15 protein-coding genes are annotated in these 13346 nt (G+C 36.0%); 7 read left to right on the top strand and 8 right to left on the bottom strand.

Translation table 11 applies throughout. The features are described 5' to 3' along the window. Positions 1 to 302: 302 nt before the first annotated feature. Positions 303 to 1439, bottom strand: coding sequence for a cysteine desulfurase family protein (locus tag OOK84_RS04830; protein WP_264731289.1), 1137 nt, complete (start codon positions 1437 to 1439; stop codon positions 303 to 305). Between the two features lie 155 nt (positions 1440 to 1594). Between OOK84_RS04830 and OOK84_RS04825 the strand changes: the two genes are divergently transcribed. Continuing rightward, the gene (locus OOK84_RS04825) at positions 1595 to 2293 is read left to right on the top strand and encodes an alpha/beta hydrolase (protein ID WP_264731287.1); all 699 of its coding nucleotides are present in this window, start codon (positions 1595 to 1597) and stop codon (positions 2291 to 2293) included. Between the two features lie 245 nt (positions 2294 to 2538). Here the strand turns inward: OOK84_RS04825 and OOK84_RS04820 are convergent, their stop codons facing one another. Together OOK84_RS04820 and OOK84_RS04815 are read right to left on the bottom strand one after the other, a co-directional pair. Further along, complete coding sequence (locus tag OOK84_RS04820; protein WP_253309781.1) at positions 2539 to 3213, bottom strand: ABC transporter ATP-binding protein; 675 nt, start codon at positions 3211 to 3213, stop codon at positions 2539 to 2541. A gap of 39 nt (positions 3214 to 3252) precedes the next feature. Then, positions 3253 to 3714, bottom strand: coding sequence for a HesB/IscA family protein (locus OOK84_RS04815; protein WP_253309780.1), 462 nt, complete (start codon positions 3712 to 3714; stop codon positions 3253 to 3255). A gap of 47 nt (positions 3715 to 3761) precedes the next feature. Here OOK84_RS04815 and OOK84_RS04810 point away from each other — a divergent pair, with 47 nt between their 5' ends. Beyond that, positions 3762 to 4943, top strand: a complete 1182-nt coding sequence (locus OOK84_RS04810; protein ID WP_264731285.1) for a deoxyguanosinetriphosphate triphosphohydrolase — start codon at positions 3762 to 3764, stop codon at positions 4941 to 4943. Then, the gene (ribD, locus tag OOK84_RS04805) at positions 4943 to 6193 is read left to right on the top strand and encodes a bifunctional diaminohydroxyphosphoribosylaminopyrimidine deaminase/5-amino-6-(5-phosphoribosylamino)uracil reductase RibD (protein WP_264731283.1); all 1251 of its coding nucleotides are present in this window, start codon (positions 4943 to 4945) and stop codon (positions 6191 to 6193) included. Before OOK84_RS04810 ends, ribD begins: the two co-directional genes overlap by 1 nt. A 63-nt stretch (positions 6194 to 6256) precedes the next feature. On the opposite strand, the gene OOK84_RS04800 is transcribed toward ribD, so the two are convergent. Further along, the gene (locus OOK84_RS04800; protein ID WP_264731281.1) at positions 6257 to 6688 is read right to left on the bottom strand and encodes a collagen-like protein; all 432 of its coding nucleotides are present in this window, start codon (positions 6686 to 6688) and stop codon (positions 6257 to 6259) included. A 133-nt stretch (positions 6689 to 6821) separates the two neighbouring features. Here OOK84_RS04800 and truB point away from each other — a divergent pair, with 133 nt between their 5' ends. The 3 genes from truB to pnp are packed head-to-tail and all read left to right on the top strand — an operon-like array spanning position 6822 to position 10330. Continuing rightward, the gene (gene truB / locus OOK84_RS04795) at positions 6822 to 7757 is read left to right on the top strand and encodes a tRNA pseudouridine(55) synthase TruB (RefSeq protein WP_264732573.1); all 936 of its coding nucleotides are present in this window, start codon (positions 6822 to 6824) and stop codon (positions 7755 to 7757) included. Positions 7758 to 7769: 12 nt separating this feature from the next. Beyond that, positions 7770 to 8042 carry a 30S ribosomal protein S15 gene (gene rpsO / locus OOK84_RS04790; RefSeq protein WP_264731279.1) on the top strand — a complete coding sequence of 91 codons (273 nt, stop codon included), beginning with the start codon at positions 7770 to 7772 and terminating at the stop codon, positions 8040 to 8042. A 14-nt stretch (positions 8043 to 8056) separates the two neighbouring features. Beyond that, positions 8057 to 10330, top strand: coding sequence for a polyribonucleotide nucleotidyltransferase (gene pnp / locus OOK84_RS04785; protein WP_264731278.1), 2274 nt, complete (start codon positions 8057 to 8059; stop codon positions 10328 to 10330). A 202-nt stretch (positions 10331 to 10532) separates the two neighbouring features. Here the strand turns inward: pnp and rpe are convergent, their stop codons facing one another. Together rpe and OOK84_RS04775 are read right to left on the bottom strand one after the other, a co-directional pair. Next, positions 10533 to 11213 (bottom strand): ribulose-phosphate 3-epimerase, encoded by a 681-nt coding sequence (rpe, locus tag OOK84_RS04780; RefSeq protein WP_253309921.1) that lies wholly within the window; start codon positions 11211 to 11213, stop codon positions 10533 to 10535. A gap of 117 nt (positions 11214 to 11330) precedes the next feature. Further along, complete coding sequence (locus OOK84_RS04775; RefSeq protein ID WP_264731275.1) at positions 11331 to 11759, bottom strand: zinc-ribbon domain-containing protein; 429 nt, start codon at positions 11757 to 11759, stop codon at positions 11331 to 11333. 73 nt (positions 11760 to 11832) lie between these two features. Between OOK84_RS04775 and dapD the strand changes: the two genes are divergently transcribed. Next, entirely contained in the window at positions 11833 to 12663 is an 831-nt protein-coding gene (gene dapD / locus OOK84_RS04770; protein WP_264731273.1) for a 2,3,4,5-tetrahydropyridine-2,6-dicarboxylate N-succinyltransferase, read from the top strand. A gap of 6 nt (positions 12664 to 12669) precedes the next feature. Here dapD and OOK84_RS04765 read toward each other — a convergent pair whose 3' ends face one another. Further along, a complete protein-coding gene (locus OOK84_RS04765) occupies positions 12670 to 12954 on the bottom strand; it encodes a DUF2610 domain-containing protein (RefSeq protein ID WP_007549418.1) in 285 nt (94 codons plus the stop codon). Next, entirely contained in the window at positions 12955 to 13326 is a 372-nt protein-coding gene (locus OOK84_RS04760; protein WP_406719226.1) for a hypothetical protein, read from the bottom strand. Between the last annotated feature and the right edge of the window lie 20 nt (positions 13327 to 13346).

Genomic DNA, 13346 nt, shown 5'->3' with positions numbered 1-13346 from the left:
GGGTAGCTAGTATTCAAATTCTCCCTTGTCTATTTGACGTCTTTTACTGTCTTAAACGCTTTATAAGCGCGTTTCAGCTTATATAGGTAGAAACCTAGAAGTTTTATAAAGACATGAGGTGCACATAGTGCAAAAATTAAGCATGATTTACGCCAAATACATTAAGTTTTTTGTCATTAATCCACTGCAGAGATTGCGAAGATAAATAAATAGCTTCACTGTTATGATAAGGGGGCTGGCGAAGGGTGTCAAGTAAGTTTTTACATCTAATTTATAGCTCCCTGCATGATACCACGTATTATCTATACCAAGGTGTTCTTCTTGTAGATATTATACCAACAATCCACTATTTTTTTTATGTCTTGTGGTTTAGTTTCTGGACCTATACTGATTCTAATTGAACACTCTGCTTGCTCTTTTGTTGTCCCCATTGCAAGCAAAACATGGGAAGACTCAACTTTTCCAGAAGAACATGCAGAACCATTACTAACTGCAATATGATTCAAGTCAAAATGCATGAGTTGCACATCACTCTTTACTCCTGGCATATAAATAAAACTTGTGTTTGGCAGCCTCTTAGAGTTTTTACCGAAGATTCTTATATCACTTGCAAGATTTAATAATTCACACTCTAATTGATCACGTAGCTCCTTTACTTCATCCATTTTTGATAGAAGGTCTGGAATATTTTGCAGTGCAGCAGAAAGGCCTGCAATCGCAACAGTATTTTCCGTACCACCACGAAATCCCTTCTCTTGTCCACCACCTATTATAATAGGTTCTATCGCAAGTTCTTTATTGAATATTAAAACTCCACTGCCTGCTACACCGCCAAATTTATGGGCGGATAAAGTGAGTAAATCCACTCCTAAATCTTCCATATTAACTTTAATTTTCCCAACACTTTGAGCAGTATCAGTGTGGCAAATTGCTCCAAATTTGTGTGCTATTTCAGCTATTTCCTTAACAGGCTGAATAACTCCGGTTTCGTTATTTGCCATCATAACTGAAACTATTGCTTTGTTTCCTTTAAGTTCGCTTAGAATTTTTTCTAGCTCTAAAAAGTCAACAATGCCCTCCTGATTAACGGGTATTATATATGGATTACATGCAGAATTAAGAATTGAAGGATGCTCTATAGCTGAAATTACATGCAGATAGCCTGCTATTCCTCTCATAACAAGGTTATTCGCTTCAGTCGCACCAGACGTAAAAACTATTTCTTTATCACTTGGAACACCAATAGCATCACGTATGTTATCTCTTGCATCCTGAAGAATCTTCCTCGCTTCTTGTCCTCTTTTATGTAGTGATGATGGATTGAGCGTTTGTTTTAACAAGACCTCAAATATACTTTTTTTTACATTCTCACTAATTGGAGCAGTTGCATTGTAATCAGCATATACGTAACCACTATTTTCTAAAGAGAATGGACTCATCTGTCACTTAAATAAGTTTACCATCAACTATAGCCATAACTATGTACGTTAGCTTTAACACGATAAAAAATTTATTGCAAAAACAGCGAAATTAATACATAATTAATAATTCATGTCATCAATACCTGTCAAGCAGGTTTTTATTAGGAGTTACCGTGGTAGAAGTTTTTTTGAATAATGCAACAAGAAAGATAGAAGGTGAATACCACCAAAGCAAAGATGCCAACGCGCCGGTTGTGCTGGTTTTACATCATCACCCTCAATATGGTGGTAATATGGGTAGTAAAATTGTACATGGTATATATACGTCTTTTATCGATAACAATTTTTCTGCATTGAAAATTAACTTTCGTGGTGTGGGAAAATCTACCGGAACTTTTGATAAGGGTATAGGAGAATTAACTGACGCTGCGGTAGCTATTGATTGGCTTCAGGAACATAATCCTAGCAACGTTCCAATTTGGATCGCTGGTTTTTCTTTTGGAGCATGGGTGGCTATGCAGCTAACAATGCGTCGCCCTGAGATAGTGGGTTTTATTGCTCTTTCTCTTCCGGTAACTAAGTACGATTTTTCTTTTCTTTCTCCCTGTCCAGTTTCTGGGCTTATAATACAAAGCAGTAACGATACAATCTCAGAAGAAAGCGATGTAACAGAATTAGCAAAAAGGTTAATAAATTCAGTAAAAAGTGATCACATGAAATACCATATAATAGACGATACTAATCACTTTCTAAGGGATAAAGAAGAGGAAGTGACTCAAATCGTAGATGGTTATATAAAACTGCGCTTAAACAGTGCAGCTATTTCTTCTCAAAAGGTCAAAAAAGAGGTAAAGGTAAAAGAATATGCCTAACCTTTACAAACAAGAGAAATGAGTGTAGTAATATAAATGAAAAGGTTTTGTTATGTTTAAAAAGCTATTATTTTTTGTTTTAGCTGTGTTTATGTTATCGGGGTGTTCCCTAAGTAAACAGCGTAAGTTAAAAAGTCCGTGTATAAAAAGCAATGAAAGCGTTTCATGCGAGTTGTACTCTGTTAATGATCATTGGTTAGATAAGTATAAGGCATAGGTAGTTTAAATTGTGCTATTTTCCCTATTCACAACTTCACTAATGATCGATCTCTCAATTGGAAAATGCAGTCTGCCTTTTCTGCAAGGAGATGATTGTGCGTCACTATAAGCATAGAGCTGTTATTTTCCTTTACGTATGAATGTAGCAGTAAAAACACGTTAAAAGAATTTGTTGGATCTAAATTTCCTGTTGGCTCATCTGCAAGTAAAAGCTTTGGAGAATTTACAATGCTTCTTGCAATTGCAACTCTCTGCCTTTCCCCACCCGAAACTTCAGATACCATGCTACTTGCTTTGTTTTCCAGACCAAATTTTTCCAACATTGCTTGCGAATTTTTTTTTGCTTCAGCTTTGCTTTTTCCTGCAATAAGTTGAGGAAGCATAATATTTTCCAACACCGATAACTCTTGTAACAAATAGTGAAATTGATAAACAAAACTAAGAAAATTTCTTCTTACATGGGTTTTATGCTTATTATTGGCTTGTGTGCAATTTATTCCATCTATCGTAACTATACCTGAAGTTGGCTTGTCCAACAAGCCTGCGATTTGCAATATAGTTGTTTTTCCTGCACCTGAATTGCCAATCAGCGCTACTACTTGCCCTCTTGTGACACTTAGGTTGATGTCTTTTACAACAGCAGAATTGTCCTTGAAGCTTTTATCTACAGAAGTTAGTTCTAGAGCTACATTATCACCCATGTTTAAAAGACCCAGAAGGCATCTAAATTTTGGTAATAATTAAACCGAAAAACTGTTACCACAACCACATTGAGACTTAGCAAGGGTATTCTTTATTTGAAAACCAGAACCACTGAGATCCTCAGTATAATCTATAACTGAGTTATTTAAAAATTTTGCTGAACAATTATCAACCATTAATACAGGATTGCCATTTTCATCATTAATTACTATATCTTTACCTTTTTCGCTAAAACTGGAGTGGCTTCTATAGTCCTCGCTTTCTTCATAGTCATCATCTTCGTCTTCGTCATCAAACTCATCATCGTAATCATCATCTTCATCATCCAAAGATAGATTTTTATTCATTTGATCCATAAGAAAATTGTATTTGAAGCCAGAACATCCACCGCCTGAAACTGCAACCCGCAAAACGGAACTCTTATCCCCTTCCTGCTCTGCAAGAAAGTGGATTTTTTTTAGTGCATTATCAGTTAAGTTGATGTTGTAATTTGTTGACATAGTAACCACCGTTTATTATTGATAATTTATTATAGTAGAAATTTTACATGTCAAACAATAATTTTCTATTAAGTTATGCATGCTTTCCAAGCAAAACAAAAGGGAGATACTTCAAAGAGCCAGAAGATGAGAATCGCAGCTGCTTTCAGCGTGATAGGGATCGCATTGTTCACTCTAATGCGTTTAGGAAATTGGGGTACAAAACACAAGTTTTTATCAATTACGAGCACGATTACTATCGCACTCGGCTGACTCATAGCCTTGAAGTTGCACAAATTGCAAGATCCATCGCACGCAGGCTCAGCTTAGATGAGGACATCACTGAATGCATAGCGCTTGCACATGACCTTGGTCATCCCCCATTTGGTCACACAGGTGAGGATGCTCTAGTTCAAGTTGATAGTGAGAAGTATGAGTTTGATCATAATGTTCAAGCTATAAGGATTTTAACTTATCTTGAACAAAAACATGCTGATTTTGATGGTATGAATCTAAGTTGGGAGGTGATTGAAGGGGTTGCAAAACATAATGGTCCCTTGCTTGGTCAAAACGCGGAGTCTTCTACAAATAATCAGCTGTTATTAAAATATAATGAAAAATATGATCTAAAACTTGAGGAATTTTCAAGCATTGAAGCGCAAGTTGCTTCAATTGCCGATGATATTGCTTACAGTGTTCACGATCTTGATGATGCACTCAGAGCAAATTTAGTAACCATCGAAGATTTGCTGAATGTTCCTTTAATTGAAAAAATGTTTAAAGACATAAGGAGCAGATATTCAGAATTACCTCAGAGCAAACTCATACATGAATCACTGAGTGGAACTATAGGAACTATGATAAGTGATGTTGTTTCTCAGACTGAAAGAAATATTGAAGATCATAAAATAAAAAGTGTAGAAGACGTAAGAAGTCTAAATAAAATGCTAGTCACATTTTCACCAGAAGTTGCGAATGCTACAAAAGAAATGAAAAGATTCAACATGGAGAAAATATACAGAAGCTATAAACTGAGTAGAACGATGAACAAAGCGAAACGCATAATACAGGAACTTTTTCAATGTTTTTATGAAAATCCAAGATTACTTCCTACAGAGTGGAGCAAACTTGCTTGTGAATCCCAGCGTTCAATAGTAATATGCGACTATATCTCGGGAATGACAGATAGATTTGCTATACATGAGCACAGGAGAATATTCGACACTTCATATGAAATGACTTCTTTCTAATGACTGATGATCATTTCATGTCAATTGCATTAAGGCTTGCAGAAAAAAATCTTGGGAATGTTGCGTCAAATCCTACTGTCGGGTGTGTTATTGTAAAAGATGGTATAATCATTGGTGAGGGATATACAGGAGTAGGTGGGCGCCCACATGCAGAAGTGGTTGCTTTGCAAAGTGCAGAAGGTTTAACCCATGGTGCAACTATGTATATCACGCTCGAGCCATGTTGCCACTTTGGAGTTACAGGACCATGTACTGCGGAAATCATAAGAGCTGGAATAAAAAGGGTAGTAATTGCAACTATTGACCCAGATAGCAGAGTTTCAGGTGGAGGCATTAAAGCTCTGAAAGAAGCAGGAATTGAAGTTGAGCAAGGTATTATGCAAAAAGAGGCAGAAGAACTGAATGTCGGTTTTTTCACCATTAAAGAATTTCATAGACCATTTATAGCTTGCAAAATTGCAACAACTCTTGACGGAAAAATCGCAACATTTACAGGCGATAGCAAATGGATAACAAGTGAAGATACGAGAAATTGGGTGCATGAGCTCAGAGCAAAATATGATGCAATTATGATTGGTAGCAACACCCTCATTAATGACGATCCACTCTTAACTTGCAGATTACCAGAACTCGGAAGTAGATCGCCAATAAGGCTAATTATAGATAGCCAGGAAAAATTGCAGGAAGAGCATAATATTGCAAAGACTGCAGATAAAGTAATAACTTGGGTGATTACAAACAGAGAAATAGAGAGAAAAATAAAAAACATTAATTATTTGATAGTCAATTCAAATCACAAACCTCCTGTTATTCCAGATGTCACCCCAACACACTCTCCTGTCATTCTAACGCCTTCTCCTGTCATCCCAGTGCCCAGACACTGGGATCCAGAAAACTTCAAGCAATTGCATAATGAAAACTGGATTCCAGCGTCACGCGCTGGAATGACATCGGAGCCTGACATTATCGATAAAGTCTGCCTAAAAGACATGGCATCAAAACTTGTTTCAGAAATTGGCATAACAAGGTTATTAGTTGAAGGTGGAGGAGTGTTAATCACAGAGCTACTGAAGCATAGTTTAATCGACAGGCTGATAATCTGCCGTAGTGGTAAAATTTTAGGTAATGATGCCATCCCCTTTATAGGGAATTTAGGAATTCAATCCATCAACAACTGTTACCAATTTAAAACAGTAGAGATAATAGAGTTTAGTAAGGATGTAGTTGAGGTATGGAATAGATTGCCTTAACCTTTACATATTCAAATGAAAGGAAAAAGAAAGAGGTAGAAAATCTACCTCCTATACAATTTGTTATTTTATTTTTTCTTCGAGCTTATCTTCAACTATTTTCATAACTTCAGGTTCTCCTATCATAGTTTTAAGTGCTTCTTTATCAATTATATCTGGAGCACCATCTTTACCTGGAGCACCATCTTTACCTGGAGCACCATCTTTACCTGGAGCACCATCTTTACCCTGAGTGCTCTCCATTGCATTCATTTGCTGATATGAAGCATAAGCTGCTGCGGCAAAATATACAGCGGCAATAAATAGAACTGCAATTCCAGCAGGGCTAGCAACAAGTGCTAAAGATGCAGGTCCAGCAATTACTTTAGTAGCAATTAATATTGCCGTTATTGCTCCCGCTAAAGATGCAAGTGCAACTAAACCTTCAATACTCATTTTTGTTATATGTGCAGTGTTTTCCCACTTCAATATGCTTTTATTTGTATTTATAGTCATAATAGTCCCCTTAAAAGGATTAAGTATGTGTTAATAGATGCATGTTAGTCAAGCTATTTTTTACATTATTATTTAAAGTATATATTTCAAGCTGCTTCCTAAACTGTCATCAGCTGTATATAATTCACATATGATACACGGCTGGCTGAATCTCGATAAACCAATAGGAATTAGTTCTGCACAAGCTGTAACCCAAGTTAAAAAGATCTTTGGAATTAAGAAAGCTGGTCATCTGGGAACACTTGATCCTTTAGCTTCAGGTGTGTTGCCAATTGCTCTTGGCGAGGCAACAAAAACTATACCGTATTTATCTTGTGACTTAAAGGCATACGATTTTACAATAAAATGGGGCGAACAAAGAACAACGGATGATTTGGGTGGTGATATCATTAGAACTAGCGATATAAAACCCGAATATAATCAAATAAATTGTGCAATTAAAAATTTTATTGGTGAGATCAAGCAGACTCCTCCTCAATTTTCAGCAATAAAAATTAAAGGAGCAAGGGCGTATAAATTGGCAAGAAGTGGGCAAAAGGTAAATATAAAACCCCGACAAGTCAAAATACATGAGCTGAAATTGATATCTGTGGACACCATAAATAATAGTGCAAATTTTTCTATGATGTGCGGTAGTGGTGTATATGTGAGATCAATTGCTCGGGATCTTGGCATTCCATTAAATTGTTTTGGACACATTACGAAATTAAGAAGAACTATGGTAGGTGACTTTAGAGAAAACGAATCAGTGACAATTGAACAGCTCGCTGAAAGAAACACAATAACTTACTCTCCGATAACAAAAGGTGATACTGGAGTAATAGAAGGTACAGGGAGTAATGCAAAAAGTTTCATCATTCCCATTGAATCGGCTTTAAAATCGATGTTCAAAATTGAAATTTCCCCAGAAGATGCGGAGAAAATCAGAAAAGGTCAGGAAGTTGTATTAAATAACTTGCGTAATTTAAAGAATTATGATATTTGTTGTACGATAGTGGGTAGTGTACCTATTGCAATCTGCAGTTTTATTTATGGTTGTGTGAAACCTATTCGTGTTTTTAATATTTAAAATGAGGTTTAGATGTCGATAACATCCGAAAAGAAAAAGAGTTTGATAAATATATATGCGATTAAAGAGGATGATACAGGTTCATCTTTTGTACAATGTGCAATTTTGACCGAGAGGATCGGTAACTTAACTGAGCATTTTAAAGTGCACAAGCATGACCATCACTCTAAGCGTGGTTTACTTATATTGATAGGTAGAAGACGCAAGCACTTAAATTATATAAAGCGTAAATTTGGTAATGAAGCCTATCAGGAATTAATAGAGAAGTTAGGCATTAGAAAATAATCGAGGAATTTAATATGTTTAAAATTATAAAAAAATCTATAGAGTGGGGTGGTCGTGCCTTATCTTTAGAAACAGGAAAAATAGCACGCCAAGCTCATGGTTCAGTAGTTGTAAATTACGGTGATACTTCTGTTTTAGTAACTGTTGTACGTAAAAAGAAGGAAGAAAGCGTTGATTTCCTACCTTTAAATGTGCAGTTTATCGCAAAAAGCTATGCCATGGGTAAGATCCCTGGCGGTTTTTTTAAAAGAGAAGGCAAGCCATCTGATAGAGAAACTTTAATCTCAAGAGTAATAGATAGGAGTGTAAGGCCACTCTTTCCAGAAGGATTTCATGATGAAATTAGTGTGGTGTGTAATCTATTAACTTATGATACAGTCAATCCTCCTGAAGTGCCAGCATTGATTGGTGCTGTTGCAGCTCTTGCGGTTTCTGGTGTTCCTTTTCACTTTACTATAGCTGGAGTGATAGTTGGTTGTGATGAAAATAATAACTATATACTCAACCCTTCTGTTCAAGAGATGAAAGCAAGCAGCTTGGATCTGTTTTTGTCTGGTGATGAAAATTCGATTTTAATGGTTGAGTCAGAAGTGAAAGAGCTCTCTGAAGAAAATGTTTTTAATGCAATAAAATTTGGCCATGAACACCTTAAACCTGTCATTAAGCTCATAAAAGAGTTTGCTGATACAGTTGGCAATAAGCCTGAAAGCTTTGCTCCTGTTGATACATCAGATATAACACAAGAGCTCGAAAAATACGGTAAAGATTTTGAAAAAGCATATTCGCAAACAGTAAAACAAGAGCGAGTTCAAGCTCTAGAAGCGGTCAGAGAGAATATATTGAATACTCTTAAAGAGACTGGAAAAGATGAAAAGTTAATTACGTATGCAGTAAAAAACTTTGAAAGATCTTTAGTACGTGAAATAATTAGGAAGAAAGGTGTAAGGATAGACGGTCGTAAGCATGATGAGATACGTCAGATAGAAGTTGAAGTTGATATTCTGTCCAGAACTCACGGTTCTGCGCTGTTTACAAGAGGCAACACTCAGGCATTGGTTGTTACTGCTCTTGGTACTACTCAAGATGAGCAAATTGTGGATGATATTGAAGGGGATAGACGTGAGCATTTCATGTTGCATTATAACTTTCCCTCATTTGCTGTTGGAGAAACTTCTGCTGCACGTGCACCAGGAAGAAGAGAAATCGGTCATGGCAAACTTGCTTGGAAAGCAATTCATCCTGTTTTACCCGATAAATCTGAATTTCCTTATACAATAAGAGTAGTATCCGAAATTTTGGAGTCTGATGGTTCTTCTTCTATGGCAACAGTTTGTGGGACTTCTCTTGCTTTAATGGATACGGGTGTGCCAATAAAGGCCCCTGTTGCTGGAGTTGCTATGGGCCTTATTAAAGATAAAGACGAGTATGTGATACTTTCCGATATATTGGGTGATGAAGATTATCTTGGTGATATGGACTTTAAAGTAGCAGGAACTAGTGAAGGGGTTACGGCACTACAAATGGATATGAAAATTTCTGGTATAAGCTTTGAAATTGTTGAAAAATCTTTAGAACAGGCAAAAGCTGGAAGATTACATATTTTAGAAAAAATGAATGCAGTGATTTCAGAACACAGTGATGACGTCAAAGACCATGCACCAAGGATGTTATCATTTTACATAGATAAAGACAAAATTTCTGCAGCTATTGGTGCTAAAGGAAAAAATATACGCAGTGTGTGTGAAAGAAGTAATGCAAAAATTGAAATAGGAGATGATGGTAAAGTTTCTGTTTTTGCCACGAGTGGCACTGAAGCTGAAATTGCAAAGAGTATGATGATTGATTCAATAACAGAACTAGAACAAGGTTCTATAGTTGATGTCAAAGTTGTAAAAATAGAGAAGTCTATTGTAGAGCTTGAATTTCTTAATGGCAGAAAAGGAAAAATGCACATAAGTGAAGTAGCTAATGAACACATAGATTCTATAGAGAGCATACTTAAACAAGATGATACTTTCAAAGCACTAGTAATTGACTTCGAAAAAGGTGGATGTCCAAAGTTGTCAAGACGTCGAGTTGATCAAGAGACGGGAGAGTTTTTTGAAGGTGAGCTTTACAACGAGGAAAGGAAAGATGGTCCAAATGACAGGGATAATTATTACAATAATTCATTTAATAGAAAACCTGGAGGAAGTTACCATAAGAAGCCTTCTCGTCCTCGTTCTGGTTTCAGCAACAGAAATAAGCCGAAATTTGGTAATAATGATTCATCATCAGGCTTTTATTAAAAGTAAACTTCTTGCGTTACTTCTTGTCATCCAAGTAGCTTGACTACTTGGACCAGAGACTTTTTCAAATTGGTAGATAATAGAAATAATTTGTGTTAACTAGCTAAAGATCTTAGGTTTGCCAACATTCCGCTACGTGTTAGCGGCTGAGATACCGCGAATGAATCGCGGTATGACGTAGGGCTGCACTAGCTATATAGGATTACCACGATGGATTTTTAAGATCATTTACGGCCTTCTTAATATCTTCAGCCTTGAATATCGCCGATCCCGCAACTAAAATATCAGCACCTGCTTTTATTATATCAGTTGCGTTAGAAAAGTTAATTCCACCATCTACTGAAATTTGTGTTTTAAGATTACGCTCCTGTATCATTTTTTTTATAGTAGATATCTTGTTCAACTGTGAATGAATAAATTCCTGCCCTCCAAAGCCAGGGTTGACTGTCATAATCAGCACAATATCTAGCTCATGTATTATGTATTCAAGCACACTTGGGGAAGTTGAAGGAACAATTGAGACTCCAGCTTGAATCGTTTTTTTTGCGTCGTTTACATTTTTGTATGACTTTATCTTTCTTATCAACCTCTCAAGGTGTATCTCTGCTTCTGCATGTACAGTGATAATATCAGCACCAGCATTTATAAAGCTTTCAATGTGGTTACCAGGAGATTTGACCATTAAATGCACATCAAAAGGAAGATTGCTATATTTACGTATTGCAGAGACAACGCTAGGACCAATTGTAATATTTGGAACGAAATTCCCATCCATAACGTCTATGTGTATGTAATCTACACCTAAATCGCTAATTTTTCTTACTTCTTCTCCTAATTTTGCAAAGTCTGCTGAAAGTATAGAAGGTGCAATTTTAATACTCATGAGCTGTTTTTTACTGAAAAATAACTTATTTTTAAGACTCTGTCACCCTAATACTATTTGCATCATCTGAGTAGCTATAGGAACTGGATACCGATATCGGCGATGGTTTATGCCTATTTAACTAGATCTTAAATTAGATAAAAAAAGGTAGTCTTGATAAAACTTATTTACAACAAGTTTTTTTACATTTGGATTTTCTGTTTGTTCTTTTTTGTACCCTAATTTATAGCTTATTGAATCCTTATATGAACTGATCGTTTTGTATGCTTTGTTCATCTCTCTAGGAAAGATGCCATTAGCAATTACGACGCATAACCCTGTAGCTGTTGCAAAAGCTAGAGTGGTAAATGCTAGATTTTGTAAAAAATTCCTTCCACTAATTTTTTTTTCCTGTATATTAGCAGAGTGCGATTTGTTTGACGCTTCTTCTAGATGTTCATGCCATATATGATTGCAGTTCGTACACTTTACCTTTCTTCCAAATGCACCAATTTGCTCAGAAGATACTAAGTAAGTTTTAGTACAACTATTACATTGTATTTTCATAGCACTTACATATAAAGTGGTAACAAGCTCAAATGATACAGAGCTATAAATTTAATATTAATATATATAACAAATGGAAGGTTTGCAACTAAAAAAAACACAAAGTGAGATAGAAAATATTTGGAAAAATAGAGAAAAATTTAATGACTATAACCTAAAGGAAACAGCAAGAATAGCAATTAAAGAGGTAATTGAGCTCCTTGATAGTGGCAAAATTAGAGTAGCAGAAAAGCTATCAAGTGGAGAATGGGTAGTACATAAGTGGATAAAGCAGGCAATATTATTACATTTTCTCACTGAAGAAAACAAAATAATAGACAATACCAATTGCTGGTTTGACAAGATCGGTAACAAATTTAGTGAATGGAATGAGGAGAAATTTCGCCAGTTAAAAATTAGAGCAGTTCCTGGGTGTTTTGTCCGCCGATCTGCTTATATAGGTACAAATGTTGTTCTAATGCCAAGTTTTATCAACGTTGGTGCATATGTTGATTCAGGAACAATGATAGATACCTGGTCAACGATTGGTAGCTGTGCGCAAATAGGAAAAAACTGCCATATTTCCGGTGGAGTGGGAATAGGTGGAGTCCTTGAGCCTATTCAAGCTTCACCTGTCATTATAGAAGATAATTGCTTTATTGGAGCACGTAGCGAGGTAGCCGAGGGTGTGGTAGTGAGAGAAGGATCAGTCCTTGGCATGGGTGTGTTTATTGGAGCATCAACAAAGATTATTGATAGAGAAACTAGCGAGGTATTTTATGGCGAAGTGCCACCTTATTCTGTAGTGGTACCAGGGTCTATTCCATCTAAAAATAACATTTCAACCTATTGTGCAGTTATAGTAAAAAAAGTGGATGAAAAGACGAGATCGAAAACCTCTATAAATGAAATATTGAGGGATTAAACTATCTCACTGCTTGTCGTCACTTTTTTTATCATTATTACTAACCACAGTAATGGCATACGCACATAACTCTGAGAAAGAGACTCCATTTTCTTGAGATAGTTTATATAATTTTTGTAGACTTTCTTTTACTTTATTAGGGATATTCCCTCCACGTTCTTTTACAAGCCAGGAATCTTGATGATGAATTGGATGAGCATCACTTTTTGGATTTCCTATATATATTGCAAAAGGTGAACTTTGTCCTTTGAAGTCACATTGTACAGTAAATTTTTTTATAGATTCAGCCATCTAAAGACCTCTACTTTTCTTTTTGGTCGATTTTATAGCAGGTGGAAGAGGTGGTTTCTTTATAAAATCTTGTCTATTGACAACACTTTCTTTACCTTCCAAAGCTCGGCGAACATCAGCTCTGCTTAATTGCGACTCTTTTGCTACCTTCATTCCATGCTTTGCCATAATATTAGCATATGCTAGTACTTTTTTTACCAATTCTAGATCACCATCTAGCATTTGAACTAGCACTTGAAACACTTCCGCTAAAGTTAGTCCATCAGCATTTATAACCTTGTTTTCTATAAAATTGACAGCTTCTTCAAATTTGTATTCAATACTATCATCTTGAGGTATAAGGGCAACATAATCGGTGTTTTTGTTGTCCATAACTGAAGCACTATTACTCA

This window comes from Wolbachia endosymbiont (group A) of Sphaerophoria taeniata (assembly GCF_947250735.1).
Lineage (GTDB): Bacteria > Pseudomonadota > Alphaproteobacteria > Rickettsiales > Anaplasmataceae > Wolbachia.
Note: the sequence above shows the minus strand (reverse complement) of the source record. Positions and strands in the feature narration are given on the sequence as shown.

Coding starts and splice junctions, on each gene's coding strand:
- OOK84_RS04760 (WP_406719226.1), bottom strand. CDS start 13,326: ATGGACAACAAAAACACCGATTATGTTGCCCTTATACCTCAAGATGAT.
- pnp (WP_264731278.1), top strand. CDS start 8,057: ATGTTTAAAATTATAAAAAAATCTATAGAGTGGGGTGGTCGTGCCTTA.
- OOK84_RS04765 (WP_007549418.1), bottom strand. CDS start 12,954: ATGGCTGAATCTATAAAAAAATTTACTGTACAATGTGACTTCAAAGGA.
- ribD (WP_264731283.1), top strand. CDS start 4,943: ATGACTGATGATCATTTCATGTCAATTGCATTAAGGCTTGCAGAAAAA.
- OOK84_RS04775 (WP_264731275.1), bottom strand. CDS start 11,759: ATGAAAATACAATGTAATAGTTGTACTAAAACTTACTTAGTATCTTCT.
- OOK84_RS04810 (WP_264731285.1), top strand. CDS start 3,762: ATGTCAAACAATAATTTTCTATTAAGTTATGCATGCTTTCCAAGCAAA.
- rpsO (WP_264731279.1), top strand. CDS start 7,770: ATGTCGATAACATCCGAAAAGAAAAAGAGTTTGATAAATATATATGCG.
- OOK84_RS04820 (WP_253309781.1), bottom strand. CDS start 3,213: ATGGGTGATAATGTAGCTCTAGAACTAACTTCTGTAGATAAAAGCTTC.
- dapD (WP_264731273.1), top strand. CDS start 11,833: ATGGAAGGTTTGCAACTAAAAAAAACACAAAGTGAGATAGAAAATATT.
- rpe (WP_253309921.1), bottom strand. CDS start 11,213: ATGAGTATTAAAATTGCACCTTCTATACTTTCAGCAGACTTTGCAAAA.
- OOK84_RS04830 (WP_264731289.1), bottom strand. CDS start 1,439: ATGAGTCCATTCTCTTTAGAAAATAGTGGTTACGTATATGCTGATTAC.
- OOK84_RS04815 (WP_253309780.1), bottom strand. CDS start 3,714: ATGTCAACAAATTACAACATCAACTTAACTGATAATGCACTAAAAAAA.
- OOK84_RS04800 (WP_264731281.1), bottom strand. CDS start 6,688: ATGACTATAAATACAAATAAAAGCATATTGAAGTGGGAAAACACTGCA.